The organism is Tepidiphilus margaritifer DSM 15129 (assembly GCF_000425565.1).
Taxonomy (GTDB): domain Bacteria; phylum Pseudomonadota; class Gammaproteobacteria; order Burkholderiales; family Rhodocyclaceae; genus Tepidiphilus; species Tepidiphilus margaritifer.
Genome location: NZ_AUDR01000015.1, coordinates 33255 through 57882 on the forward strand (window position 1 = coordinate 33255; position 24628 = coordinate 57882).

Here is a 24628-nt window from a genome sequence, read left to right on the forward strand (position 1 = left end):
GGTTCAGGAAAATTCGCCCGCCGTCAGGTAGCGCAACCCCTTCGGTCCCGATTCGGAGCGGATCAGACGGAAACCGGCGGCGGACCAATGGATCGGCAAGCCCACGCCAAGCCCTGGAGCGTCGAACGCCTCGGGGCTTACTTTTCGCGCGAGCGTCACGTGCGGGCGAAACGGTCGATGCTCCACCTTTGCGCCCAAAGCCCGCGATTCCCGGGCCAGACGTTCGACGAAACGCGACCATGCGCCTTGCGGCGGCGGGCCGCTCAAGCACGCTACCCTGGGTTTCGCCCAACACTCGAAACGCTCAAGCACGAGCGGTTCGTCCGGCACAGGACCCATCGCCGCGCCCAGAGCGAGAAAGGCACCCAGGCGCTCACGCGGCACCTCCCCGAGAAAAACGAGCGTCAGATGCAGCCGTTCGGGCGGGACGACTTTCACGCGCGTTCGCCCTCGCGCCCACCGGCGCGTCGCCTCATACCACGCCTGTGCCCAGGTTCGCGGAGGCCACAGTGCATAGAAAAGCCGTACGTTGTCAGACACGGGCCCCCTCGCCTTCGAGCAGAACCACCACCTGTGCCGCCACCCCTTCGCCGCGGCCGGTGAAACCGAGCCCCTCGGTGGTCTTGCCCTTCACCTGGATCGCGGCCGGCGGGGCGTCGAGCAAGCCGGCGATCGTCGCCTTCATCTGCGGCACGTAAGGAGCGATGCGCGGCCGACGGCAGATCACCACGGCGTCGAGGTTCCCCAGACGCCATCCCGCCGCCCGCACCGCCGCCCAAGCCTGCGCGAGCAGCTCCCGGCTGTCGGCGCCGGCATGGCGCGCATCGCTGTCGGGAAACCACGAACCGATGTCGCCCAAGCCCGCCGCGCCCAGCACTGCGTCGGTGACTGCGTGTAGCAGCACGTCGGCGTCCGAATGCCCGAGCAAGCCCTCGGCATGGGCGATCTCGACCCCGCCGATCACGCAGCGCCTTCCCGGCACCAAGGCGTGCACGTCGAACCCCAACCCCACCCGGATCATGCTTCCTCCTGCAGCCTCAGGATCGCCGCGGCGAGAGCCAGATCGCCCGGCCGCGTCACCTTCAGGTTCATCGGATCGCCCTCCACCAGTTTCGGCGCCAAACCCATCGCCTCCACGGCGCTCGCCTCGTCCGTCACATCGGGATGGCGTTCGAGCGCCGTGCGCACTACGGCGAAACGAAACATCTGCGGCGTCTGGGCGAGCCACAGCCCCTCTCGCGGCACGGTCGCGGCGACACGGCCGCGGGCATCGGCGCGCTTGACGGTGTCGGCGACCGGCACCGCTAGGAGACCGCCCACCTCGTCGTGCCCCAGCACTTCGGCCAATTGCGTCAGGTATTCCCCGCGCAGGCAGGGGCGCGCCGCATCATGCACCATGACCCAGTCGTCGGGCCTCGCCCCGCGGGCGGAGAGCACGCGCAAGGCATTGCCCACGGTCGCGCTGCGCGTGGGGCCACCGCAGAAGAGCGGCTCGACCTTGGGACCCAGCCCCGACCAATCGTAGCAGCGCCAGTGGGTGTCGTCGACGGCCAGCGCCACGAGCACGCGGTCGATCCATGCGGGTTCGACCAGCCGCGCGAGCGTATGCCACAGCAGCGGCCGTCCCGCGAGATCGGCGTATTGTTTGGGCAAAGCCAAACCGCTGCGCCGCCCCACCCCGGCCGCCGGCACGATGGCCGTCACGCTCATGATCCTTCCTTTTGCACTTTTTCCGACCCCCGTTGCCGCGCGAACTATAATGAGTTGGTAACGAATTCGCTCGCCCGAACCACCTTCGTTCCTTGGCCGTACCACGCAGGACCAACATCATGGCTGCACGAACCATTCGCCCCCCCGCCGTGAGCGGGCTCTTCTACCCCGCTTCGGCGCGTAGTCTGCAGGCCCATCTCGCCGCGAGTTTCGCCCGGGCCGCGCCGGCCTCGCTGCCGACGGCGCCAAAGGCCCTGATCGTGCCGCACGCGGGCTACGATTATTCGGGAATCATCGCCGCCGGCGGCTACAACCAACTCACCCCTTTTGCATCGCGCATCCGGCGCGTCGTGCTCTTCGGCCCGGCGCACCGCGTTCCCCTGCTCGGATTGGCGCTACCGCAGGCAAGCGCCTTTCGCACACCGCTCGGCGACGTCCCCGTCGACATGGACGCATGGAACGAAGCCTTGAAATTGCCCCAGGTGGAAGTCTCGGACCGGGCCCACGAGCTCGAGCACAGCCTGGAAGTGCAGCTCCCCTTCCTGCAGAGCATTTTACCGAGTTTCACCCTGGTTCCCTTCGTCGTCGGCTGGACCGACCCGGTCAATGTCGCTCGCGTGATGGAGACGCTTTGGGACGGGCCCGAGACGCTCATCCTCGTGAGCTCCGACCTCTCGCACTACCACCCCTACGACGAAGCCCGCGCCCTCGACCAGGCCACGATCGAGCGCATCCTGCAGGGCGACGCGACGATCACACCGGACGATGCCTGTGGGGCGATCGCCATCGACGGCTTGCTCCTCGCCGCCCGGCGTCGCCAGCTCCAACCCCATTTCATTGCCTATTGCAACAGCGGCGACACTTTTGGCGACCGTGACCGGGTCGTCGGCTACACCAGCATCGCCTTCACCGAGGAGGTTCGCCATGGAGCCGAAGCCATCCATTGAGGTCGACGAGCGACTCGGGCAGGTGTTGCTCGCCCATGCCCGCGCCGCCATCACCGAGCATCTCACCGGTCGCCGCCTGCCCCGGCCGGAAGATCCGCGGCTCGACGAGCCCGGTGCCACCTTCGTCACGCTCACCGAAGAAGGGGAACTGCGCGGCTGCATCGGCTCGGTGCGCGCCCAGCGACCGCTGCGCCAGGACGTCGCCGAGAATGCGATCGCCGTCGCCACACGCGATCCTCGCTTTCCACCCGTCACGCCCGACGAGCTGCCCCTCATCCGCATCGAGGTGTCGCTGCTCTCGCCGCTCGAATTCCTCGAATTCCGCGACGAGGAAGCGCTGCTGGCGCAACTTCGCCCCGGCATCGACGGCCTAATGATCTTCTCCGGCTGCAACGCCGCCACCTTCCTGCCCCAGGTGTGGGAAGAGATCCCCGATCCGCATCACTTCCTCGCCGCCCTCAAGCTCAAGGCGGGACTCGACCCGCGCCGCCCCGCGCGCAACCTCATGGCCGCGCGCTACACGGTGGCCAAATGGAAAGAACCCCTGCCCGCCGGAGCCGTACGATGAACGCCCCTGCCCGCTACTACCGGCGCCTGCCCGACGGGCGCCTCGAATGCATCCTGTGCCCGCGTCGCTGCAAACTGCGCGAGGGGCAGCATGGCGCTTGCCTCGTGCGCGCCAACCTCGGTGGCCAGATGGTGCTCACCACCTACGGCCGATCGAGCGGTTTCTGCATCGACCCCATCGAGAAGAAACCGCTCAATCACTTCTACCCCGGCACTGCGGTACTCTCCTTCGGCACGGCCGGCTGTAACCTCGCCTGCAAATACTGCCAGAATTGGTCGATTTCGGCGGCCAAGGAGCTCGACGCCACGCTCGACGATTCCGGCACGCCCGAGGCCATCGTGGAAGCGGCGCTTGCCTACGGCGCCCAGGGACTCGCCTTCACCTACAACGATCCGATCATCTTTGCCGAATACGCGATCGACTGTGCCGAACTCGCCCGCAAGCACCAACTCTATACGGTGGCCGTGACTAACGGCTACATCGAACCCGGCGCCCGGGAGGAATTCTTCGCCGTGATGGACGCAGCCAACGTCGATCTCAAAGGGTTTACCGAGGAATTCTATTTCCGCTACTGCGGCGGCAAACTCCAGCCAGTGCTCGATACCTTGCGTTACCTCGTGCACCACACCAACGTCTGGGTCGAGATCACCACGCTCCTCATCCCCGGTCTCAACGACAGCGAAAGCGAGATCCGGGCCTTGTCGCGCTGGGTGCGCGACGAGCTCAAAACCACCGTTCCGCTGCACTTCACCGCATTCTTCCCTGCTTTCAAGATGCTCGATCGTCCGCCCACCCCACCGCAGACCCTGGTGCGGGCGCGGGCCATCGCCCGCGAAGAGGGGCTCGCCTACGTCTATACCGGCAACGTCCGCGATCGGGAGGGTTCGACGACCTATTGCCCCGACTGCGGTACCCGGCTGATCGAGCGCGACGGCTACGTCATCACCCGCTATGCGCTCACGCCCGAAGGGCACTGTCCCACCTGCGGACGGGAGATCGAGGGGCGCTTTGCCCGCGCTCCCGGGCACTTCGGCAACCGGCGCATACCGATCGTCCTCGGTGCCTGAAGGAGCTCGACATGACCGCACCCTCCGGTTTTGCCGAAGGCGTACCCGGCGCCCCCCAAGGGCTATCCCCCGCCGCGGGCGTCGTGACCCAGGAAGGACGTGCCCGGTGGGCATTCTGCGTCCAGGCGCTGCGGCTCAAGGTTGGCGAACGCTCGTGGATCGACGTCTCGTTCGCGCTCCCCGACTCCACGCGCGCCTTCGTCCTCATCCTCGAGACCGGAGACGATGCAGCCCGGGACCAGGCGCTTTCCCAAGCCCTCACCGCACGGGGCTTCGGCACCCTGACCGCCTGCCTGCTCACCCCCGAGGAATGCGCCAACGCCGAAGAGCTCGCTTGGCACGTCACCGACCTCGGCGAGCGCGCTGCCATCGTGCTCGAATGGCTGGAACATCAACCGTTTCGCGGCACCCTGCCTCTGGCCGCCGTCGGCTGGCGCACCGCCGCCGCGGTGCTGATCCGGCTCGCGGCGCGCGAAACCCAAACTTTTTACGCCCTCTCCTGTCTGGAAGGACGGATCGATCTGGCGGGCGCAGGTCCGCTCCTCGCGCTGACCGTCCCGATCCAGCTCCTGACTTCTTCCGCCACCGACGACAAACCGAACACCACCGCATGGCCGCACATCGGTACCGAGAAACGCTGGGAACACCTGCCCCCGCCGCCGCCCGCAGGGCCGTGGCCGGAGGCAATCGCCCTCACCTGCGAGTGGTTCGAACGCCATCTGCCGCGCGCCCTTGGGGAGACGCTGAAGAAATGAGCGAGCGGGATGAAGCGCAAGGCGCACGGAGCGCAGCGACCGAGACATATCGAGTAGATAGGCGAGGGAGCGAGCACCGCGCAACGCGGCGATTCGCCCGCACAGCCAATTATTCAGCGTTTCCCCGGAGCCGCGGCGGAGTAGAATCGCTCCTTCCCCTCTTTTTTCCCTCGACTGCATCACGCCAATCTGCCGAATGACCCAAACGCTCCTTCCCGTGCTCGAGCGGCTGCGCTGGCCGCAAGCCGGTCAGACCTTCCGTTTTCCCCGCCTCGCCGGCAGTGCCGATGCCCTCCTCATCGCCGAACTCGCGAGCCGGCGCCGCCCGTTGGTGGTGGTGACCGCCTCGCCCCTGGACGCGCAGCGCCTCGCCGAAGAAGTGCGTTTCTTCGCCCCCAAGCTGCGGGCACGACTCTTTCCCGACTGGGAAACGCTCCCCTACGATCCTTTCTCGCCACACCAGGACCTCGTCTCCGAGCGCATCGCTACCCTCTACGCCCTCACGCAAGGCACGCTCGATCTCGTCTTCGTCGCCGCGGCCACGGCGCTCGGCCGCCTGCCTCCGCCCGCCTTCATCGCCGCGCACACTTTCTCGCTCAGGCAGGGTGCGGCGCTCGAACTCGAAGGGTTGCGCCGGCAGCTGGCCCTGGCGGGCTACGAGCCGGTCGCCCAGGTGCTGCGTCCGGGCGAATTCGCCGTGCGCGGCGGCATCGTCGACCTCTTCCCCATGGGCGCGTCGCTCCCCTACCGCATCGAGCTCTTCGACGAGGAGATCGAGCGCATCAAGACCTTCGACCCCGACTCCCAGCGCACCCTCTACCCCGTGCCCGAAGTGGAGCTGCTGCCAGCCCGCGAATTCCCCACCGACGAAGAGGGTCGCACCACTTTCCGCCGGCGTTTCCGCGAGACCTTCGAAGGCGACCCGAGCCGCGCCATGCTCTACAAGGACGTCAGCCAGGGCGTATGGCCCGCCGGCATCGAGTACTACCTTCCCCTCTTTTTCGATGAGACGGCCACGCTCTTCGACTACGTGGGCGCGGAAGCGAGCTGGCTGCTCCACGGCGACTGCCCGGCGGCGATCGAGTCCTTCTGGCAGGAACTGGAAGCGCGCCATCGCCTGCTGGGCGGGGATCGTAGCCGCCCCATCCTGCCGCCGTCTTCCCTCTTTCTCGATGCCGAAGGGTTTTACACCGCCTTGAAAGCGGTGCCTCGCTTCGAGCTGCGCGGCGACGGGGCCGAGTCCGAAGAATCTCGCACTCCACCGCCGGCGGCGATCGACGCGCGCGCCCCCAAGCCCCTTGCGGCGCTGGAGCAAGCGGTGCATGCCGCCGCTGCGGCGGGCGAACGGGTGCTCCTGGTCGTCCAGACGCCGGGACGGCGAGAGACTCTCCTCGAGCGCCTGCGCGAGGCGGGATTGGAGCCGGCGCTCGTCGAACATTGGCAAGCTTTCCTCACCGGCGAAGCCCCGCTCGCGCTCACCGTCGGGCCCCTCGAGCACGGGTTTTCCCTGCCGGCCGCACGGCTCCTCGTCTATACCGAAGGAGAACTCTTCACCGGCGGCGCCAAGCCCCGCAACCGACGCCAGACGAGCAAAGCCACCACGCCCGAGGGCTGGATCAAGGATCTCGCCGAACTCACGCCCGGCGCGCCGGTGGTGCATGAAGAGCACGGCATCGGCCGCTACCTGGGGCTCGTGCGCATGCCGCTAGGGGCGGACGAGGGCGAATTCCTCCAGCTCGAATACGCCGGCGGCGACAAACTCTACGTACCCGTGGCCCAGCTGCACCTCGTGTCGCGCTATCTCAGCGCCGACCCCGAGCACGTCGAGCTGCACCGCCTCGGGTCCGGCCAATGGGAAAAGGCCAAACGCAAGGCCGCCGAGCAGGCGCGGGACACCGCCGCCGAGCTGCTCGCGCTCTACGCCCAGCGCGCCGCTCGTCCCGGCATCGCCTTCGGATTCGACGAACGCGACTACGAGGCTTTTTGCGCCGGATTCCCCTTCGAGACCACGCCGGACCAACAAGCGGCGATCGACGCCGTGCTCGCCGACATGCGCTCCAGCAAACCCATGGATCGGCTCGTGTGCGGCGACGTGGGCTTCGGCAAGACCGAGGTGGCGCTGCGCGCCGCCTTCGCCGCCGTGGCGAGCGGCAAGCAGGTGGTGATCCTCACCCCCACGACGCTCCTTGCCGAGCAGCACTTCCAGACCTTTTCCGACCGCTTCGCCGACTGGCCGGTGCGCATCGCCGAACTCTCGCGCCTGCGCTCGAGCAAGGAGCAGAAAGAGGCCCTGGCGGGATTGGCCGAAGGGCGCATCGACATCGCCATCGGCACGCACCGCTTGCTGCAACCCGACGTGCGCTTCGCCCGCCTGGGGCTGGTGATCATCGATGAGGAACACCGCTTCGGCGTGCGGCAGAAAGAGGCGCTCAAGAAACTGCGTCAGGAAGTGGACGTGCTCACCCTCACCGCCACCCCCATCCCGCGCACGCTGGGCATGGCGCTCGAGGGGCTGCGCGACTTCTCCGTCATCGCCACCGCCCCCCAGAAGCGCCTGGCGGTGAAGACCTTCGTCGCCCCCCGCTCGGAGGGTCTGATCCGCGAGGCGGTGCTGCGCGAATTCAAGCGCGGCGGGCAGGTCTATTTCGTGCATAACGAAGTGCGTACGATCGAGAACGTGCGCGAAGAACTCGAGCGCCTGCTGCCGATGGCGCGCATCGTCGTCGGCCACGGACAGATGTCCGAGCGCGAACTCGAGCGCGTCATGCGCGACTTCACGCACCAGCGCGCGAATCTGCTGCTGTGCACCACCATCATCGAGACCGGCATCGACATCCCCACGGCCAACACCATCCTGATCGACCGCGCCGACCGTTTCGGGCTCGCCCAGCTGCACCAGCTGCGCGGACGGGTCGGACGCAGCCACCATCAAGCCTACGCCTATCTCCTCACCGACCCGCACGTCAAACCCAGCGCCCAGGCGCAGAAGCGGCTCGAAGCCATCGCCCAGCTCGAAGATCTCGGCTCGGGCTTCTATCTGGCGATGCACGATTTGGAGATCCGCGGCGCGGGCGAAGTCCTCGGAGAAGAGCAATCGGGCGAAATCCAGCGCGTGGGGTTCTCCCTCTACAGCCGCATGCTGGAAGAAGCCGTGCGCCGGCTCAAGAGCGGACAGGAGCCGGGCGATCTCACCCGCCCCTTCCGCACCGTGGCCGAGATCAACCTGCACGCCCCGGCGCTGCTGCCCGACGACTATTGCCCGGACGTGAGCGTGCGGCTCGAGCTCTACAAACGGCTCGCCGACGTCGACAGCGAAGCGGCGCTACAAGAGCTCACCGAAGAGCTCGTCGACCGTTTCGGGCCGCTGCCGCCGCAGACGCGCACGCTGGTAGCCACCCACCGCCTGCGGATCGCGCTTGCCCCCTGGGGCGTGGCCAAGGTCGATGCGAGCGAAAAAAGCCTCAGCGTGCAATTCTCGCCCGATGCTCCCGTCGATCCGGCCAAGGTGGTCGCGCTCATCCAGCACGATCGCAGTGTCAAGATGGTCGGACCCGACCGGCTGGTGCAGACCCGTTCCACCGCCGACGTAGACTCGCGCGTGCGCGCGGTGCGCGAGCTCGTCGCCCGCGTGCTCGCTCCGCGGGCGACCGAAACCGTATAATTCCCCTTTTGGCAGGACGCACGGACCCATGAGCAACCCACTGCTGGAAAACACCAACATCGAGCGCTTCGATCCCATGCCCTCGCCGGCCGAGATCAAGGCGCAGCACCCTCTGAGCGAGCGCGCCGCGGCCACCGTGGCGCAGGCACGTCAAGCCCTCCTCGACATCCTCGAGCGGCGAGATCCGCGGCTTTTCGTCGTCGTCGGCCCCTGCTCCATCCACGACCCCGTCGCCGGGCTCGACTACGCCAAGCGGCTCGCTGCGCTCGCCCGGGAAGTGGCCGAGACCATGGTATTGGTGATGCGGGTCTATTTCGAGAAACCGCGCACCGCCACCGGCTGGAAAGGCTACATCAACGACCCCTTCCTCGACGACAGTTTTCGCATCGACGTGGGCATGGCACGCGCCCGCGAATTCCTACTCGCCGTCAATGAGCTGGGCCTGCCGGCGGCCACCGAAGCGCTCGACCCCATCGCGCCGCAGTACTACGGCGACCTCATCTCGTGGACGGCGATCGGCGCGCGCACGGTCGAATCGCAAACGCACCGCGAGATGGCCTCCGGCCTCTCCACCCCGGTCGGATTCAAGAATGCCACCGATGGCAGTCTGGAAGTGGCCGTCAATGCCATCGTCTCGGCCTCGCGCCCCCACGCCTTTCTCGGCATCGACGAAGAGGGCCGCACCGCCATCGTGCGCACCCGGGGAAACCGCTACGGTCACCTCGTGCTGCGCGGCGGCGGCGGACGCCCCAACTACGACTCGGTCTCGGTCTCGCTCGCCGAGCAGGCGCTCGCCAAGGCGGGGCTGCCGGTGAACCTCGTCGTCGACTGCTCGCACGCCAATTCCTGGAAGAAACCCGAATTCCAACCGCTGGTGCTCAAAGACGTGGTGCACCAGATCCGCGAGGGCAACACCTCCATCGTCGGCGTGATGCTCGAGAGTTTCCTCGAAGCGGGCAACCAACCCTTCCCTGCGCCACCCTCGCAACTCAAATACGGCTGCTCGATCACCGACCCGTGCATCGACTGGGACACCACCGCCGCCATCCTGCGCTCGGCGCATGCAGTGCTGCGCGACGTGCTGCCCCAGCGAGGGCGCTGATGCCGCAATTGCGCCTGCTCGCCGCCCCGGCGGCGCACCAGTGGCTGGCGCGGCATTCCCTGGCCGCGCACCCGCAAGGAACCTACCTCTCGCTCGCCCTGCCGGAACGCCGCGCCGAGCTCGACCGCGAACTCTGCGCGATCGGCGCCGACTGGGCCTGGATCGACGAGGACGCCGCCTCGAACTGGAGATCCTTTCGGCTTTTCGTCACCGATATGGACTCGACGCTCATCGCCATCGAGTGCATCGACGAGATCGCCGATCTGGCCGGCCTCAAACCCGAAGTCGCCCGTATCACCGAAGCGGCCATGCAGGGCGAGCTCGATTTCCGCGAAGCGCTCGACGCGCGCGTGGCACTCTTGGCCGGCATCCCGGTGGCGCGGCTGGAAGAACTCTACCGCGAACGGGTACGCCTCAATCCCGGCGCGGCCCGGCTCGTGGCGGCGCTCAAAGCCAACGGCTGTTACTGCGTCCTCGTCTCCGGCGGCTTCACCTTCTTCACCGAGCGACTCGCGCGCGAGCTCGGTTTCGACGAACAGCACGCCAACGTGCTCGAAACGAAAGACGACCTCCTCACCGGCCGGCTCGTCGGTCCCGTGATCGACGCCGCCGCCAAGGCCGGCATCCTGCGCACCGCCGCCGCACGGCTGGGTGCGACCCGGCGCGAGATCCTCGCCGCCGGCGACGGGGCCAACGACCTCGCCATGCTCGCCCTCGCCGGCACGCGGCTCGCCTGGCGGCCCAAGCCACGCATCCTGCCTCACGTCAACGTCATCAGCATGGCGCAGGGGTTGGATACCGTGCTCGAACTTTTTCCCTAAGCCGCCTTGCGCCGAAACACCGGCCGATCCGGACTCGAAACCGCCGGATCGTAGGCATAGCCCTCGAGCGAGAAGTCGAGCAGTTCTTCCACCGTCTCCGCCCGTTTCAAGGCCGCATGGCGCACCATCAGCCCGCGGGCGCGCTTGGCGTAGAAACTGATGATCTTGAAACGCCCGCCCTTCCAGTCCTCGAACGCGGGGCTCACCACCCGTGCGTCCAGCGCCGCCACGTCCACCACCTTGAAGTATTCCTCGGAGGCGAGATTGACCAACACCGGCTCGCGCCCGGCCGCCGCCTGCGCCTCGAGCAAGCGCCGCAGGCTTGCCGTCACCGCCTCCCGCCAATAGGCGTAGAGATCGCGCCCGAGCGGATTCTCCAGCCGCGTTCCCATCTCCAGCCGGTGCGGCAGGATGCGATCGAGCGGCCGCAGTACGCCGTAGAGGCCGGAGAGAATGCGCAGATTCTCCTGCAGCCAGGCGATCGCCGCCGCAGGCAGGCTCGCCGCGTCCAACCCCTCATAGACGTCGCCCGCATAGGCGAAGAGCGCCGCTTTCGCCTCTGCGGGCGCATGCTCGGGCGACCAGGCCGCATAGCGCCCCACGTTCAGGGCCGCGAGCTTGTCCGACAAGTCCATGAGCGCCTGCAACTCGGCCGGCGTCAGCCGCCGCAGCCGCTCGACGAGCCCCTGCGCCCGATCGAGAAAATCGGGTAGCGTCGTCTCCGCCACGGGAGCAGGCGTATCGAAGTCCATCGCTTTGGCCGGGGAGATCACGAATATCATGAGACGACTCCTTTCTTGGCTTGGCAAAGCCGCTGCCGCACCGCCTCGAACAGACACACCGCCGCCGCCGCGGCGACGTTGAGCGACTCCATCGCCCCTGGCATGGGAATGCGCACGCAGGCGTCCGCCGTGGCGAGCCACTCGGGGCGCACGCCGGCGCCTTCTGCACCGAAGAGCCACAGCGCCGGTGCTTTCAGATCGAGCGCGTAGAGCGGCACAGCCTTCCCGGCGAGCGCCGTGGCGAAAACCCGGCCGCGGCGCGCGGCGAACCAGGGCTCGGGATCGTCGATCGTCGCGATGGGCAGCACGAAGTGCGCCCCCATCGCCGCACGCAGTACTTTGGGCGCCCAAGGATCGGCGCAGCCCGGCCCGAGCAGCACCGCGCCCACGCCCGCCGCGGCGGCGGTGCGCAGGATCGCGCCGACGTTGCCCGGCTCCTGCACCCCGTCGAGCAGCACGAGATCGCGCCCGGCGAGCTCCTGCGGCGCGAGCGCCAGCGTACGGCGCGCGAACCGCGCCACGATACCGGCCGGCGTCTCGGTGGCGGCAAGCGCGCGAAAAACCGGGGAAGCAACGCGAACGCGAGCGCACGCGGGCGGCAGTGACTCGAGCACGGGCGCGAAACGACCTTCCCGCCCCTCCTCGACGAACACCGCCTCCGGCATCCAGCCGGCCTGCAGCGCCGCGGTGAGCAGGTGATCGCCTTCGAGCACGAGCCACGGCTCGCGCTTGCGAAAGGACGCCTCGTTCAACCAGCGCCGGATCGCGCGCACTTGGGGATTGTCGCGCGAGCGGATCTCCTGCCAGGCGTTCATCGTTCGCTTCCGTTGGCCGCCGCGCGCACCGGGGCGAAACTGCGGCGATGCTCGGGACAAGGCCCGAGGCATGCGAGCGCCGCCAGATGCGCGGCCGTGCCGTACCCTTTGTGCCGAGCGAATCCATACCCGGGATAACGGCGATCCAGCGCCACGAGCCGCGCGTCGCGGTGCGTCTTCGCCAGAATCGAGGCCGCCATGATGGCCGGCTCGAGGGCGTCACCGCCGATGATCGTGCGTACCGGCACCTCCAGCGTCGGCGCCCGGTTGCCGTCGACCAACACTTCGTCCGGCACCAGGGGCAATGCCGCCACGGCGCGCGCCATCGCCCGCAGCGTCGCCCGCAGGATGTTCCATTCATCGATCTCGGAGGCCGACGCTTCGGCGATCGCCCAGACAAGTGCGCTGGCGCGAATTTCCGCCGCGAGCCGTTCACGCCGGCTCGGGCTCAGTTTCTTCGAATCGTTCAAGCCCGGCAGCGAGACTCCGGGCGGAAGGATCACCGCCGCGGCCACCACCGGCCCGGCGAGCGGCCCGCGCCCCGCCTCGTCCACGCCACAGAGGTAACCCGCCATCGTCTATCTTCCCCCGAATCTCTGCCCGAACCGCGTCAGGATCGCCTCGCGCGCGCGACGGGCGGTGTCTTGGCGCAGCATGAGGTGCAATTCGGTGAAGCGCTCGGTGAGCCGCTCGCGCGCTGGTGCGTCTTCGAACCAGCGCAACACCGCCGCGGCCAGATCGGCGGGATTCGCCTCGTCCTGCAGCAGCTCGGGCACCACCGTCTCGCGCAGCAGGATGTTGGGCAAACCCACCCACGGCAGATAGGCCATGCGCCGCAGCAGGCGGTATTGCCAGGGATTCATGCGATAGGCGATCACCATCGGACGCTTGAGGAGCGCCGCCTCCAGCGCGGCCGTGCCACTGGCGAGCAGCACGACGTCGGCCGCCGCCATCGCCTCGTGCGCCCGCCGCGGCAGCACACGGGCCTCGAGCTCGGGCGCCTCGGCCAGGGCCTGGGCCACGAGGGCATCACCCAAGGCGTTCGCCGTGGGCAGAAGCAAGACCAGCTCCGGCAGGGCTTGGCGCAGGCGGGCCGCGGCGGCGAGGAAGACGGGCAAGAGGTGCCGCAACTCCCCCTCGCGGCTACCCGGCAGGAGCGCCAGCACCGGTGCCTGCGGCGCGATTCCCAGCGCGGTCCGGGCTTCCCCCTGGTCCGGCACGAGCGGCAGCCGGTCGGCGAGCGGATGGCCGACGAAACACGCCTCGACCCCGGTCTCGGCATAGAGCGGCGGTTCGAAGGGGAAAAGGCACAGCATCAGGTCGACGGCGCGGGCGATCGTTGTCAATCGCCCACGGCGCCAGGCCCAGATCGAAGGGCTGACGAAATGCACCGTGCCGATACCGGCACGTTTGAGCCGCGCCTCCAGCCCCAGGTTGAAATCCGGTGCGTCGATCCCGATGAAGAGATCCACCGGCGGCGACTCGAACGCGCGCGCCAGTTCGCGGCGAAAACGCACGAGCTGCGGATAGCGCCTGAGCGCGTCGACGAAGCCATGCACCGCCAGCGGCTCGTACGACCAGCGCGCCTCGAACCCTTGGACACGCATCGCCTCGCCGCCCACGCCCCAGAAACGCGCTTCCGGCAGCGCCGGACGCAGCCCTTCGAGGAGCAGCCCTCCCAAGAGGTCGCCCGAAGCCTCTCCGGCCACGAGGGCGACCGAGGTCCTCTCAGCGGACGATGCCACGGCCCGGTTGCGCGAGAAAATCGACGAGCGGCTGCAACTCCGGCTGCTCGGCGGCCAATTCGGCGATGCGCTCGCGCGCCTCGGCGAACGTCAAGCCGCTGCGATAGAGCAGTTTGTAAGCGCGCCGGATGGCGGCGATCGCCTCGGACGAAAACCCCCGACGACGCAAGCCCTCGGCGTTGATACCGTGCGGCGCGGCCGGATTGCCCGCCACCGTCACGTAGGGCGGAAGGTCTTGCAGCAGCACCGTGCCCACCCCGCAGAAGCTGTGCGCTCCCACGCGCACGAATTGGTGCACGCCGGTAAAGCCGCCGAGGATCGCCCAGTCCCCCACCACGACGTGGCCCGCGAGCGTGGCGTTGTTGGCGAAAATCGTGTGATTGCCCACGACGCAGTCGTGTGCCACGTGCACGTAGGCCATGATCCAGTTGTCGTCGCCCACGCGCGTCTCACCCCCGCCCTGCACCGTGCCGACGTTGAAGGAGCAGTATTCGCGAATGGTGTTGCGATGCCCGATCGACAGCCGCGTGGGTTCCCCCGCGTACTTCATGTCCTGCGGCACCTGCCCCAGCGAGCAAAAAGGAAAGACCCGGTTGTCCTCCCCCAGCGTGGTGTGCCCTTCGAGCACACAGTGCGCCTCGATCCGCGTACGCGCCCCGATCTTCACGTGCGGGCCGATCACGCAGTAGGGGCCGATCTTCACCCCCTCGGCGAGCTCGGCACCAGGGGCGACGATCGCGCTGGGATGGATTTCGACCGCGCTCATTTCAAGCCTTTCAGGGCGCACATGAGCTGCGCCTGGGCCGCGATCTCCTCGCCGACGCGGGCCGTGGCCGAATACTTCGAGATGCCACGCACGTTGCGCAGCAATTCCACCTCCAACAGAAGCTGATCCCCCGGCACCACCGGACGGCGGAACCGCGCCTCGTCGATGCCGGCAAAATAGACGATGGAATCGGCATTGGGGCGCGTGCCCATGGTCTCGAAGGAGAGCACGGCCGCGGCCTGGGCGAGCGCTTCCAGAATCAGCACGCCCGGCATCACCGGTGCGTGCGGGAAATGCCCCGGGAAGAAGGGCTCGTTGATGGTGACGTTTTTCAACGCCAGGATGCGTTTGCCCACCTCCATCTCGAGCACGCGGTCGACCAGGAGGAAGGGATAGCGATGCGGCAGATACTGCAGGATCTGTTCGATGTTCATCATGTCGCAGGGCTCGCGGCAAAAAATCGGGGAAAGCGGGGATCAGTCTTCGTCGGCGAGTTCGGCCAGACGCTTCTCGAGGCGGCGAATGCGCTCGGCCATCGCATCGAGATGACGCAAATGGGCGAAATTGCGCCGCCACTCCTCGTAGGGCTGTAACGGGATGCCAGCGCCGTAGACACCGGGTTTGGTAATGGGCTTCATCACGCCCGAGCCAGCCATGATGGTCACGTCGTCGCAGATCTCCACGTGCCCGGCGATGCCGACCTGTCCGCCCAGACGGCAACGGCGCCCGATGCGGGTGCTGCCGCCCACGCCGACACAACCGGCCATGGCGGTGTGCGCCCCGACGTGGCAGTTGTGTCCGATCTGGATCTGGTTGTCGAGGATGACCCCCTCCTCGATCACGGTGTCTTCGAGCGCGCCACGGTCGATCGAGGTATTCGCCCCGATCTCCACGTCGTCGCCGATCACCACCCGGCCGAGCTGCGGGATCTTCACCCAGCGCTCTTCCTCCCCGTCCCAGGCAAAGCCGAAGCCGTCGGCGCCGATCACCGCCCCTGAGTGGATACGCACGCGGGCGCCGATCACGCATCCGGGGTAGATCGTGACGTTGGCGGCGATGCGGCAATCCGATCCGACACTGCTGCCCGCGCCGATCACGCTGCCCGCGCCGATCACGGTATGCGCTCCGACCCTCGCCCCGGCCTCCACCACCGCGTTCGGCCCGATGGTGCAGCTCGGATCGACCTCACCCAGCACCACCGCGCTGGGATGCACCCCTGGGATCGGCTCCGGTTCCGGGTGCAGCCACTGCGCCGCCTTGGCGTAGAGCAGGTAGGGGTCGGCAGCGAACACCAAGGCCAGATGCGGCGGCGCCCGATCGGCGAATTTGGGCGAGAGGATCACGGCGCTCGCGTGACACTGCGGCAAGCGCGCGAGATACTTCGGCTGTGCCACGAAAGTGAGATCCCCGGGCTGCGCCGCCTCCAGCGAGGCCACACGACGCAGCACGAGCGCGGGATCGCCGCGCACCTCGACGCCGAAGCGCTCGGCGAGCGCCCCCAGCGTGCGTTCAGCCATCACTGCCCCGCCGACTCGAGCGTTTTGATGACTTGGTCGGTGATGTCGATGCGCGGACTCGCGTAGACCGCATCCTGCAGCACGAGGTCGTACTTGCCGTCTTCCGCAACTTTCTTGATCGCCTTGTTGGCCTGATCGAGCACGCGGGCGAGCTCTTCGTTGCGCCGCTGGTTGAGATCCTCGCGGAATTCACGCTGCTTGCGCTGGAAATCGCGGCTCATCTCGGCAAACGCCCGCTCCTTGCGGCTGCGTTCGCTCTCGTTCATCGACGCGCCCTTGCGCTCCAGTTCCTGCTGCAGCGCCTGCAGCTCATCGGCCATGCGTTTCAACTCCCGATCGCGCGGCTCGAATTCCTTCTCCAAGCGCTTCTGCGCCGCCACGGCCGGGGGCGCCTCACGCATGAGGCGCTCCGAATTGACGAAACCGATCTTGGCTTCTGCCCAGGCCATCGCACTCGTCAGACCCAGCGACAATGCCACCAATACCGCCACGGATTTTCTCTTCACGCTGACCTCTCTCGTCTTCACAGGCATTACACAAATACACCCCGTGACATCATGCCTACGATGCCTTCTACGGGAAGGATGTCGAGTTTAGAACATGGTTCCGAACTGGAATTGGAAGTTCTGCGTTTTGTCCTTGTAATTGGAACCACCGACGTCTTTACGCACCGGCACGGCGAAACTGAACTTCAACGGACCCAAGGGCGAGGACCAGGAAAAACCGATACCCGTACTCACCCGCATGTCGTTGAGCTTGACGGGATCGTGCTGATCCCACACATAACCCGAATCGACGAAGACCGACATACGGAAGGTTTTGTCCATCCCCAGCCCGGGCAGAGGGAAATAATACTCGGCGTTGAGCACGATCTTGCGCGTGCCGCCGTAAGCGTCGCCATTCTCGTCCTTGCGCCCAAGGCTGCCGGCGTCGAACCCGCGCACCGAGCCGATACCACCCACGTAGTAGTTGCGGAAGAATGGAACATCCTTGTCGCCGTAGGATTCGATCCAACCGAAGTCGCCATTGAGCATCAGCGCCTGACGCTCGGTGACCGGGATCCACCACTGGTGCTGGTAGGAGAGCTTGACGATCTCGATGTCCCCCGGCGGCAGGTCCACTTCGGCCGAGACGCGCTGATAGCGCCCTTTCATCGGGTAGATGCGCGAGTCGCGCGTATCGCGCGCCCACCCGGCGGTGAGCATCAACGAGGAGACGCCGCTGCAGTCGTAATCACCTTCCTCGCAAAACTTTCTATAGCGATCGGGACTATCCCAATAGGTATCGATCTTGGTCAGATCGTAAGCAAGGCCGAACTGGATGTTGTCATCTTCACCGATCGGCCAGCCCATACGCAGCCCCGCGCCGAGGGAACGGGTCTTGTAGCGCGAAATGCTGTAGCTCTGGGATGGATCGAACGTGCGGTAATAAATATCGTAGCCAAGTGAAACGCCGTCGATCGTATAGTACGGATCGGTGAACGAGAGCGAAGCCGTGCGTTTCGAGCGGCTGGTATCGACCTGCAGACCCAGCGACTTGCCACTGCCGAAGATGTTGTCCTGGGTGACCGATCCCGAGAGCACGACGCTATCGGAGCTCGAAAAGCCCGCCCCGACCATCAGGTTGCCGGTGGGTTTCTCCTTCACCGTGAAATTGACGTCGACTTGGTCGGTGGTACCGGGCACGGGCTGGGTCTCCACCTGCACGTCGTCAAAATACCCCAGACGGTCGATGCGTTGCTTGGACTTGTTGATTTTCTCGGCGTCGTACCACTCGCCTTCCATCTGCCGCATCTCGCGCCGTACCACTTCGTCGCGGGTACGCGTATTGCCGCCCACGTTGATGCGATGCACATAGGTGCGCCGACCCGGATCGACGAAGATGGTGAAGGCCACCTGACGCTTCTCACGATCGATCTCGGGCGCGGCATTGACGTTGGCAAAGGCATAGCCCTCGTTGCCGAGGCGGTCGGTCACCGCTTTGATGGTGGCGTTGAGTTTCTCGCGCGAAAAGACGTCACCGGGTTTGAGCTGGGCGAGCTTGCGGTATTCCTCTTCCGGCAGGATGAGGTTGCCGGCGAAGCGCACCGCCGAGACCGTGTAGCGCTCCCCTTCCCTGATCGAGATCGAAATGTAGATGTTCTGCTTGTCCGGCGCGATCGACACCGAAGCCGACTCGATCTCGAAATCGAGGTATCCCTGGTTCATGTAGAAGGAGCGCAGCGCCTCCAGATCCTGCTGCAGTTTCTCACGCGAATAGCGGTCGGACTTGGTGTACCAGGTGAGCCACCCCGGGGTGGTCAACTGGAATTTTTTCAGGAGCTCTTTTTCGGAAAAGGCCTTGTTACCGACGATCTTGATCTCGGCGATCTTGGCCGGTTCCCCTTCGGTGATGTCGAACCGAATGGCCACCCGGTTGCGCGGCAAAGGCGTGATGGTCGTTTGGATATCCACCGCATAGTAGCCGCGCGAGAGGTATTGGCGCTTGAGCTCCTGCTCCGCCTGTCGCAGCAGGGAGCGGTCGAAGATGCGCGATTCGGCCAAACCGACGCCGCGCAATGCCTGCTTGATGGTATCGACGTCGAACTCTTTCATGCCGACGAACTGCAGCTCGCCGATGGCAGGCCGTTCGTCGACGATGACCACCAGCACGTTGCCGTCGGCTTCGATGCGCACGTCGCTGAAAAATCCCGTCTCGAAGAGCTTGCGCACCGCCTCGTCGGCCTGCTCCTGGGTGATGCGCTCACCCACCTTCACCGGCAGATAGCTGAAGATGGTTCCGGCCTCGACGCGCTGGATCCCCTCGACGCGGATGTCCTTGACCACGAACGGCTCGAATGCCTGGACCGACCCTGCGAGCAATGCTCCGATCAGGGCCACCACCGCCGCCAATTTTTTCTTCATCCGCTCACACTCGACCAAATCCGGGACACATCGTTGAACAGCGCGATCGCCATCAACGTCATCAATAACGCCAAGCCGATCTGCTGGCCGATTTCCATCGCCCGCTCGGAGAGCGGCCGGCCGCGCACGGCTTCGAGCGAATAATACAGCAAATGGCCCCCATCCAGAATCGGCACCGGCAGCAGGTTCAACACGCCGAGGCTGATGCTCACGAGCGCGACGAAGCGCAGATAGTGCTCCAAGCCCATTTTCGCCGTCTGGCCGGCATAGTCGGCAATGGTGAGCGGACCGGAGAGGTTCTTGAGCGATGCCTCACCGATGAGCATCCGCCCGAAGAGGCGCAAACTCATCGTGCTCACTTCCCAGGTCTGGCGCAGCGCCATGCCCACCGCTTGCAGGGGCGGATAGCGCACGGACACGAGGAATTCCTCGTCGGAGACGGGGCGCACCGCCACCCCGATACGCCCGATCGTCCCCCCTTGGCCATCGTCGACCGGCTCGGCGAAGACATCGCGCTCCAGTGTCTGCCCCCCCTGCTCCAAAGTGAAACGCAAAGTCTTGCCGGGGTTCGCGCGCACGATCTCGACCAGATCCCGCCAATCGGTGATCGGCTTACCCTCGATGGCCCGCACCCGCATCCCGGCCACGATGCCGGCGCGTTCGGCCGGGCTGCCCGGCGCAACGCTGCCCACCACCGGCTCCAGGGGCGGACGCCAGGGTTTGAGCCCCAGCTGCACCATGACGTCGTCGCTGCCGTGATCGACGACGACGCCGGCGAGCGGCAAGGAGAGCGTCAGGTGCTCGCCGCCGCGCTCCACCTCCAGCGTCACCGCCTCGCGGCGCAGGGCCGCGGCGAGCACTTCCCAGCGCAATTGGGGCAGACTCACCACCGAGTGCCCATCCACCGCCACCACCCGGTCCCCCGGTCGCAAACCCGCCTGCGCAGCAACGCTCTCGGCCGGCGGGTCGATGCGCGCCAGCGGTTCGCGCACGCCCACCGTATAGAGCGCCGCATAGAGAACGATCGCCAACGCGAGGTTGGCCAAGGGTCCCGCGACTACGACCAACATGCGCTTGCCCACCGGCTGGCGGTTGAACGCACGGGCGAGATCCTCGGGCGCCACCGGGCCTTCCCGCTCATCGACCATCTTCACGTAGCCGCCCAAGGGGACGGCGGCGAGCACCCACTCGGTGCCGTCGCGCCCGAAACGGCGTGACCACAGCGCCGGCCCGAAACCGATGGAAAAGCGCAGCACCTTCACGCCGCAGGCCCGGGCGACGAGGTAGTGCCCCAGCTCATGAAAGAAGATGAGCCCTCCCAAGGCGATCACGAAGGGCACGAGGTAAGAGAAGACGTTCATGCGCCCTCCCGCCCGAGCACACGTTCGGCCCGATCGCGCGCCAGCCGATCGAATTCGAGCACCGCCTCGAGCGTATCGAGTTCGCGCCGCGGCAGCTGCGCGAGCGTGGCCTCGATCACGGCCGGGATACGATCGAACCGCAAACGCCCCTGCAGGAACGCAGCCACCGCCACCTCGTTGGCCGCATTGAGGGCGGCAGGGGCCGAGCCCCCTTCCCGCAACGCCTCATAGGCGAGCCTCAGGCAAGGGAAACGCCGCACATCGGGCCGGGCGAATTCGAGTCGCCCCAAGCGCACCAGATCGAGCGGTTTTACCCCCGCCTCGAGTCGCCGGGGAAATCCCAAGGCGTGCGCAATCGGCGTACGCATGTCGGGCGTCCCCAACTGGGCGAGCAACGAACCGTCGCGGTATTCGACCAGCGAATGCACCACGCTCTGGGGATGGATCACCACCTCGATGCGCGAGGGCGGCAGGCCGAAAAGCCAGTACGCCTCGATCACCTCCAGCCCCTTGTTCATCATCGTGGCCGAGTCGACCGAGATCTTGCGCCCCATCGACCAGTTGGGATGCGCGCACGCCTCCTGCGGCGTAATGTCAGGGAACGTCTCCAGCGGCCGCTCGCGAAACGGCCCTCCCGAGGCAGTGAGGACGAGGCGCCGCACACCGAAATCGTCCGGTCGATTGCGGTCGTAGTCCGGCGGCAGCGCCTGAAAAATGGCATTGTGTTCGGAATCGAGCGGCAGCAGCCGCGCCCCGTGTTTCGCCACCGCCTCCATGAAGAGTCCGCCGGCGAGCACCAAGGCCTCCTTGTTGGCGAGCAAGATCTTCTTACCCGCGCAGGCAGCGGCCCAAGCAGGCGGCAAACCTGCTGCGCCAACGATGGCGGCGACCACCGTATCCACTTCGGGATGACGGGCGACTTCGGCGAACGCCGAGGGTCCTTCCCGGACTTCCGTTGCCATCCCCTCACGGCGCAACGCCTCGCGCAGAGCGCCGGCAGCATCCGCCTCACCCAGCACCACCCAACGAGGATGAAAACGGCGGCAGGCTTCGAGCAATACTTCCCAGCGACGCTGCGCCGTCAGGGCCACGACCTCGAATCGCTCCGGGTGGCGCGAGACCACATCCAAGGTACTCGCCCCGATCGAACCGCTCGCCCCGAGGATCGCCAAGCGTTCCCGCTTCATTGCCGCTCCAGCCACCACAGGGCGAGGAAAGGCATCGTCGCCGTCAGACTGTCGATGCGATCGAGCACGCCCCCGTGTCCGGGCAAGACATCGCCGGAATCCTTCACGCCGGCGACGCGCTTCGCCCACGATTCGAAGAGATCCCCCTCGATCGCCACCGCCGTCAGGGCCAGCAGCACGACGCAGAAACGCCCAAAGGGCGTGCCCGCGGGAGCAAGACCGAGTAGATACAAAATCGCGGCATATGCCCCCACGGCGACGAATGCGCCCAAGGCCCCTTCGATCGTCTTGCCAGGGCTGATCGTGGGGGCAAGCTTGTGCCGCCCCCAGCGTCGCCCGACGTAATAGGCGGCGGCATCGGCCACCCAGACGAGCGCCATCATCACCAGCAAGTGCAGCGCCGACGATTCGCGCAAAGCGACGACCGCGAGCGCCGCTGGCCACAGCACCAGCGCCCCCGCCACAGCCCACAAAAAGCCCCTGTGCCAGCGCCAACCCGCAAACAGAGTCCAAGGCGCAAGGCTCAGCCAAAACGCCGCCCCGGCGATCATCACTGCCTCGAGCACAGGCACCACGGGCGATCCGAGACTCACGCCACTCATGCGCCACAAGAAAGCGTATCCCGTCGTATAGCCCAAGGCCCCACCCCAGGCCGCCACCTCGCCCCAGCCGCCCAGCCGCCCCCATTCCCTGCCCGCGAGGAAGACGACGAAGGCGACGGCCACCGCCCACAAGGGGGCCGGCACCCAAAAAAGCAGAACGAGCAGGCCGGCGATCAAGACCGCTGCGGTAAAGAGCCGGCGCGAGGCATTCCCGATGGTAGTGATCATGGAGAGGCAGCGAGCTGCTCGCTCGTGCGGCCGAAGCGCCGTTCGCGGCGCTGGTAGGAGCGAACGGCCTCGTCGAGCGCTTCCTCGCGGAAATCCGGCCAGAGCATATCGGTGAAATAGAGTTCGGTGTAAGCGAGCTGCCACAGCAAGAAATTGCTCAGTCGCTGCTCGCCCCCCGTACGGATGAAGAGATCGGGCTCCGGTGCCCAACCCAAGGCGAGCTCCGCCTGCAAGTCGGCCTCGGTATAGCAGCCTGCGCGCTCGGGATGTGCGCGCGTGAGCCGGTTCATCGCCTGCACGATGTCCCAGCGCCCACCATAATTGGCGGCGATGTTGAGGCAGATTTTGGTGTTGGCGGCAGTTCTCGCCTCGGCCTTGGCGATGAGCGACTGCAGCTCGGCATCGAACCGGCTGCGATCCCCGATGACGGTGAGCCGCACGCCGTTGCGATGCATGCGCGTCACTTCACGCTGCAACATCATGCGGAAGAGCCCCATGAGGAACCCCACCTCTTCCGCCGGACGGCGCCAGTTCTCGGAGCTGAAGGCAAAGAGGGTGAGGTGCTCCACGCCCAGCTCGGCACAATGGCGCACCACACGGCGCACCGCCTCCACGCCCTGACGGTGCCCTTCCATACGAGGCAGACCGCGCAGCTTGGCCCAGCGGCCGTTGCCGTCCATGATGATGGCAATGTGCCGCGGAATCGGGCGCACCTCGGGGATGCCCATCGTCGATGTCAGGGGAAGTTCGGCCACGGTACCTCGCGCAGCCCCGCCGGATGCTGCGACGGGGGGTCGGATCAGATCTGCAGCAGTTCCTGCTCTTTTTTCTCGACGAGTTTGTCGATCTCGCCGATGTAGCGGTCGGTGAGCTTCTGGATGTCGTCCTCGGCGCGGCGTGCCTCATCCTCGCTGATCGTTTTCTTTTTCAGGGCTTCCTTGATTTCATGGTTTACGTCGCGGCGCACGTTGCGCACCGCCACGCGTGCCTGTTCCCCTTCGTGCCGCACGAGCTTGCCCAGCTCGCGCCGGCGCTCTTCGGTGAGTGGCGGCATGGGCACGCGCAGGATCTCGCCCATGTTCGAAGGGTTGAGCCCGAGGTCACTCTCGCGGATCGCTTTCTCGATCTTGGAGAGCATGTTCTTTTCCCAGGGCTGCACGCCAATGGTACGCGCATCGATCAGGGTGACGTTGGCCACCTGAGGCACCGGCACCATGGAACCATAGTATTCCACCATGACGTGATCGAGCAGCCCCGTGTGGGCGCGGCCGGTGCGGATCTTGGCGAGATCGACCTTGAGCACCTCGATCGCTTTCGCCATGCGCTGCTCGGCGTCCTTCTTGAGTTCAGCGACGTTCATCTCGACTCCTTACGAATGCACGAGCGTGCCCTCGTCCTCGCCCATGACGACGCGGCGCAAGGCCCCCGGCTTGAAGATCGAAAACACGTTGATCGGCAGCTTGATGTCGCGACACAAAGCAAAAGCGGTGGCATCCATCACGGCGAGATTGCGCCCGATCGCCTCATCGAAGCTGATGCGATGATAGCGCTTGGCGTTCGGATCCTTTTGCGGATCGGCGGTATAGACGCCGTCGACCTTGGTCGCCTTCAACACGATCTGCGCCCCGATTTCGGCACCGCGCAGCGCCGCCGCCGTGTCGGTGGTGAAAAAAGGGTTACCCGTACCGGCAGCGAAGATGACGATGCGGCCTTCTTCGAGATGGCGGATGGCGCGGGCGCGGATATAGGGCTCGACCACCTGCTCGATGCGCAGCGCCGAGAGCACGCGCGACTCCACCTCGTGCCGGCGGAAGGCGTCCGAGAGCGCCATCGCGTTCATCACCGTGGCGAGCATGCCGATGTAATCGGCGGTCGCCCGGTCCATGCCGCTCGCCGCCCCTTGGATGCCACGAAAAATGTTGCCCCCTCCGATCACGATCCCGATCTGCACTCCCAGAGAGGCGACTTCGGCAATCTCGCTCACGATGCGTTCGACGACCTTCTCGTTGATGCCGTAAGGGTCGTCGCCCATCAGGGCCTCGCCCGAGAGCTTGAGCAGGATGCGGCGATAGGCGGGGGTAGACATGGGAA

25 protein-coding genes are annotated in these 24628 nt (G+C 66.5%); 7 read left to right on the forward strand and 18 right to left on the reverse strand.

The window, feature by feature from the left end; genetic code table 11:
- Positions 1-3: 3 nt before the first annotated feature.
- The 3 genes from thpR to ispD are packed head-to-tail and all read right to left on the reverse strand — an operon-like array spanning position 4 to position 1710.
- Positions 4-540 carry an RNA 2',3'-cyclic phosphodiesterase gene (gene thpR, locus H607_RS11695; protein ID WP_083961934.1) on the reverse strand — a complete coding sequence of 179 codons (537 nt, stop codon included), beginning with the start codon at positions 538-540 and terminating at the stop codon, positions 4-6.
- Entirely contained in the window at positions 533-1021 is a 489-nt protein-coding gene (gene ispF, locus H607_RS0104305; RefSeq protein ID WP_028874411.1) for a 2-C-methyl-D-erythritol 2,4-cyclodiphosphate synthase, read from the reverse strand. Before ispF ends, thpR begins: the two co-directional genes overlap by 8 nt.
- Positions 1018-1710 (reverse strand): 2-C-methyl-D-erythritol 4-phosphate cytidylyltransferase, encoded by a 693-nt coding sequence (gene ispD / locus H607_RS0104310; protein ID WP_037989582.1) that lies wholly within the window; start codon positions 1708-1710, stop codon positions 1018-1020. Before ispD ends, ispF begins: the two co-directional genes overlap by 4 nt.
- A 119-nt stretch (positions 1711-1829) precedes the next feature.
- Between ispD and amrB the strand changes: the two genes are divergently transcribed.
- The 7 genes from amrB to serB all read left to right on the forward strand — a co-directional run bounded on the left by amrB (position 1830) and on the right by serB (position 10631).
- Positions 1830-2657 carry an AmmeMemoRadiSam system protein B gene (gene amrB, locus H607_RS0104315; RefSeq protein WP_028874413.1) on the forward strand — a complete coding sequence of 276 codons (828 nt, stop codon included), beginning with the start codon at positions 1830-1832 and terminating at the stop codon, positions 2655-2657.
- A complete protein-coding gene (gene amrA, locus H607_RS0104320; protein ID WP_051240650.1) occupies positions 2635-3225 on the forward strand; it encodes an AmmeMemoRadiSam system protein A in 591 nt (196 codons plus the stop codon). Before amrB ends, amrA begins: the two co-directional genes overlap by 23 nt.
- Entirely contained in the window at positions 3222-4292 is a 1071-nt protein-coding gene (gene amrS / locus H607_RS0104325; protein ID WP_028874415.1) for an AmmeMemoRadiSam system radical SAM enzyme, read from the forward strand. The genes amrA and amrS overlap by 4 nt, the downstream gene beginning before the upstream one ends.
- Before the next feature lie 11 nt (positions 4293-4303).
- Positions 4304-5047 (forward strand): hypothetical protein, encoded by a 744-nt coding sequence (locus H607_RS12850; RefSeq protein WP_051240651.1) that lies wholly within the window; start codon positions 4304-4306, stop codon positions 5045-5047.
- Positions 5048-5243: 196 nt separating this feature from the next.
- A complete protein-coding gene (mfd, locus tag H607_RS0104335; protein WP_028874416.1) occupies positions 5244-8708 on the forward strand; it encodes a transcription-repair coupling factor in 3465 nt (1154 codons plus the stop codon).
- Between the two features lie 28 nt (positions 8709-8736).
- A complete protein-coding gene (locus H607_RS0104340; protein ID WP_028874417.1) occupies positions 8737-9810 on the forward strand; it encodes a 3-deoxy-7-phosphoheptulonate synthase in 1074 nt (357 codons plus the stop codon).
- Entirely contained in the window at positions 9810-10631 is an 822-nt protein-coding gene (gene serB / locus H607_RS11705) for a phosphoserine phosphatase SerB (RefSeq protein ID WP_051240652.1), read from the forward strand. Before H607_RS0104340 ends, serB begins: the two co-directional genes overlap by 1 nt.
- On the opposite strand, the gene yaaA is transcribed toward serB, so the two are convergent.
- From yaaA to pyrH, 15 genes are all read right to left on the reverse strand, one after another.
- Positions 10628-11413, reverse strand: a complete 786-nt coding sequence (yaaA, locus tag H607_RS0104350) for a peroxide stress protein YaaA (RefSeq protein ID WP_028874418.1) — start codon at positions 11411-11413, stop codon at positions 10628-10630. The genes serB and yaaA overlap by 4 nt on opposite strands.
- Entirely contained in the window at positions 11410-12228 is an 819-nt protein-coding gene (locus H607_RS0104355) for a TrmH family RNA methyltransferase (protein ID WP_028874419.1), read from the reverse strand. Before H607_RS0104355 ends, yaaA begins: the two co-directional genes overlap by 4 nt.
- Positions 12225-12803 carry a ribonuclease HII gene (rnhB, locus tag H607_RS0104360; RefSeq protein WP_028874420.1) on the reverse strand — a complete coding sequence of 193 codons (579 nt, stop codon included), beginning with the start codon at positions 12801-12803 and terminating at the stop codon, positions 12225-12227. Before rnhB ends, H607_RS0104355 begins: the two co-directional genes overlap by 4 nt.
- A 3-nt stretch (positions 12804-12806) precedes the next feature.
- Complete coding sequence (gene lpxB / locus H607_RS0104365; RefSeq protein ID WP_028874421.1) at positions 12807-13973, reverse strand: lipid-A-disaccharide synthase; 1167 nt, start codon at positions 13971-13973, stop codon at positions 12807-12809.
- Positions 13957-14739, reverse strand: coding sequence for an acyl-ACP--UDP-N-acetylglucosamine O-acyltransferase (gene lpxA, locus H607_RS0104370; RefSeq protein ID WP_028874422.1), 783 nt, complete (start codon positions 14737-14739; stop codon positions 13957-13959). The genes lpxB and lpxA overlap by 17 nt, the downstream gene beginning before the upstream one ends.
- On the reverse strand, positions 14736-15173 hold the full coding sequence (gene fabZ, locus H607_RS0104375; protein ID WP_028874423.1) for a 3-hydroxyacyl-ACP dehydratase FabZ: 438 nt from the start codon (positions 15171-15173) through the stop codon (positions 14736-14738). Before fabZ ends, lpxA begins: the two co-directional genes overlap by 4 nt.
- A gap of 42 nt (positions 15174-15215) precedes the next feature.
- Entirely contained in the window at positions 15216-16256 is a 1041-nt protein-coding gene (gene lpxD, locus H607_RS0104380; protein ID WP_028874424.1) for a UDP-3-O-(3-hydroxymyristoyl)glucosamine N-acyltransferase, read from the reverse strand.
- Positions 16256-16789, reverse strand: coding sequence for an OmpH/Skp family outer membrane protein (locus H607_RS0104385; RefSeq protein WP_425426874.1), 534 nt, complete (start codon positions 16787-16789; stop codon positions 16256-16258). Before H607_RS0104385 ends, lpxD begins: the two co-directional genes overlap by 1 nt.
- A gap of 60 nt (positions 16790-16849) precedes the next feature.
- The gene (gene bamA / locus H607_RS0104390) at positions 16850-19159 is read right to left on the reverse strand and encodes an outer membrane protein assembly factor BamA (protein ID WP_028874426.1); all 2310 of its coding nucleotides are present in this window, start codon (positions 19157-19159) and stop codon (positions 16850-16852) included.
- A complete protein-coding gene (gene rseP / locus H607_RS0104395; RefSeq protein ID WP_028874427.1) occupies positions 19156-20520 on the reverse strand; it encodes an RIP metalloprotease RseP in 1365 nt (454 codons plus the stop codon). The genes bamA and rseP overlap by 4 nt, the downstream gene beginning before the upstream one ends.
- Complete coding sequence (gene ispC / locus H607_RS0104400) at positions 20517-21707, reverse strand: 1-deoxy-D-xylulose-5-phosphate reductoisomerase (protein WP_028874428.1); 1191 nt, start codon at positions 21705-21707, stop codon at positions 20517-20519. The genes rseP and ispC overlap by 4 nt, the downstream gene beginning before the upstream one ends.
- Positions 21704-22537 (reverse strand): phosphatidate cytidylyltransferase, encoded by an 834-nt coding sequence (locus H607_RS0104405; RefSeq protein ID WP_028874429.1) that lies wholly within the window; start codon positions 22535-22537, stop codon positions 21704-21706. Before H607_RS0104405 ends, ispC begins: the two co-directional genes overlap by 4 nt.
- Entirely contained in the window at positions 22534-23265 is a 732-nt protein-coding gene (gene uppS, locus H607_RS0104410; RefSeq protein WP_037989583.1) for a polyprenyl diphosphate synthase, read from the reverse strand. The genes H607_RS0104405 and uppS overlap by 4 nt, the downstream gene beginning before the upstream one ends.
- A 71-nt stretch (positions 23266-23336) precedes the next feature.
- Entirely contained in the window at positions 23337-23897 is a 561-nt protein-coding gene (gene frr / locus H607_RS0104415; RefSeq protein ID WP_028874431.1) for a ribosome recycling factor, read from the reverse strand.
- Between the two features lie 9 nt (positions 23898-23906).
- Positions 23907-24623, reverse strand: a complete 717-nt coding sequence (gene pyrH / locus H607_RS0104420; RefSeq protein WP_028874432.1) for a UMP kinase — start codon at positions 24621-24623, stop codon at positions 23907-23909.
- Positions 24624-24628: the final 5 nt, after the last annotated feature.

Excerpts from the sequence above, each read along its gene's own strand:
- ispC (WP_028874428.1), bottom strand. The coding sequence starts at position 21,707 with ATGAAGCGGGAACGCTTGGCGATCCTCGGGGCGAGCGGTTCGATCGGG.
- H607_RS12850 (WP_051240651.1), top strand. The coding sequence starts at position 4,304 with ATGACCGCACCCTCCGGTTTTGCCGAAGGCGTACCCGGCGCCCCCCAA.
- amrA (WP_051240650.1), top strand. The coding sequence starts at position 2,635 with ATGGAGCCGAAGCCATCCATTGAGGTCGACGAGCGACTCGGGCAGGTG.
- rnhB (WP_028874420.1), bottom strand. The coding sequence starts at position 12,803 with ATGGCGGGTTACCTCTGTGGCGTGGACGAGGCGGGGCGCGGGCCGCTC.
- ispF (WP_028874411.1), bottom strand. The coding sequence starts at position 1,021 with ATGATCCGGGTGGGGTTGGGGTTCGACGTGCACGCCTTGGTGCCGGGA.
- serB (WP_051240652.1), top strand. The coding sequence starts at position 9,810 with ATGCCGCAATTGCGCCTGCTCGCCGCCCCGGCGGCGCACCAGTGGCTG.
- H607_RS0104355 (WP_028874419.1), bottom strand. The coding sequence starts at position 12,228 with ATGAACGCCTGGCAGGAGATCCGCTCGCGCGACAATCCCCAAGTGCGC.
- lpxA (WP_028874422.1), bottom strand. The coding sequence starts at position 14,739 with ATGAGCGCGGTCGAAATCCATCCCAGCGCGATCGTCGCCCCTGGTGCC.
- lpxD (WP_028874424.1), bottom strand. The coding sequence starts at position 16,256 with ATGGCTGAACGCACGCTGGGGGCGCTCGCCGAGCGCTTCGGCGTCGAG.
- ispD (WP_037989582.1), bottom strand. The coding sequence starts at position 1,710 with ATGAGCGTGACGGCCATCGTGCCGGCGGCCGGGGTGGGGCGGCGCAGC.
- H607_RS0104405 (WP_028874429.1), bottom strand. The coding sequence starts at position 22,537 with ATGATCACTACCATCGGGAATGCCTCGCGCCGGCTCTTTACCGCAGCG.
- bamA (WP_028874426.1), bottom strand. The coding sequence starts at position 19,159 with ATGAAGAAAAAATTGGCGGCGGTGGTGGCCCTGATCGGAGCATTGCTC.
- H607_RS0104340 (WP_028874417.1), top strand. The coding sequence starts at position 8,737 with ATGAGCAACCCACTGCTGGAAAACACCAACATCGAGCGCTTCGATCCC.
- H607_RS0104385 (WP_425426874.1), bottom strand. The coding sequence starts at position 16,789 with ATGCCTGTGAAGACGAGAGAGGTCAGCGTGAAGAGAAAATCCGTGGCG.
- mfd (WP_028874416.1), top strand. The coding sequence starts at position 5,244 with ATGACCCAAACGCTCCTTCCCGTGCTCGAGCGGCTGCGCTGGCCGCAA.
- amrS (WP_028874415.1), top strand. The coding sequence starts at position 3,222 with ATGAACGCCCCTGCCCGCTACTACCGGCGCCTGCCCGACGGGCGCCTC.
- pyrH (WP_028874432.1), bottom strand. The coding sequence starts at position 24,623 with ATGTCTACCCCCGCCTATCGCCGCATCCTGCTCAAGCTCTCGGGCGAG.
- rseP (WP_028874427.1), bottom strand. The coding sequence starts at position 20,520 with ATGAACGTCTTCTCTTACCTCGTGCCCTTCGTGATCGCCTTGGGAGGG.
- uppS (WP_037989583.1), bottom strand. The coding sequence starts at position 23,265 with ATGGGCATCCCCGAGGTGCGCCCGATTCCGCGGCACATTGCCATCATC.
- yaaA (WP_028874418.1), bottom strand. The coding sequence starts at position 11,413 with ATGATATTCGTGATCTCCCCGGCCAAAGCGATGGACTTCGATACGCCT.
- amrB (WP_028874413.1), top strand. The coding sequence starts at position 1,830 with ATGGCTGCACGAACCATTCGCCCCCCCGCCGTGAGCGGGCTCTTCTAC.
- frr (WP_028874431.1), bottom strand. The coding sequence starts at position 23,897 with ATGAACGTCGCTGAACTCAAGAAGGACGCCGAGCAGCGCATGGCGAAA.
- fabZ (WP_028874423.1), bottom strand. The coding sequence starts at position 15,173 with ATGAACATCGAACAGATCCTGCAGTATCTGCCGCATCGCTATCCCTTC.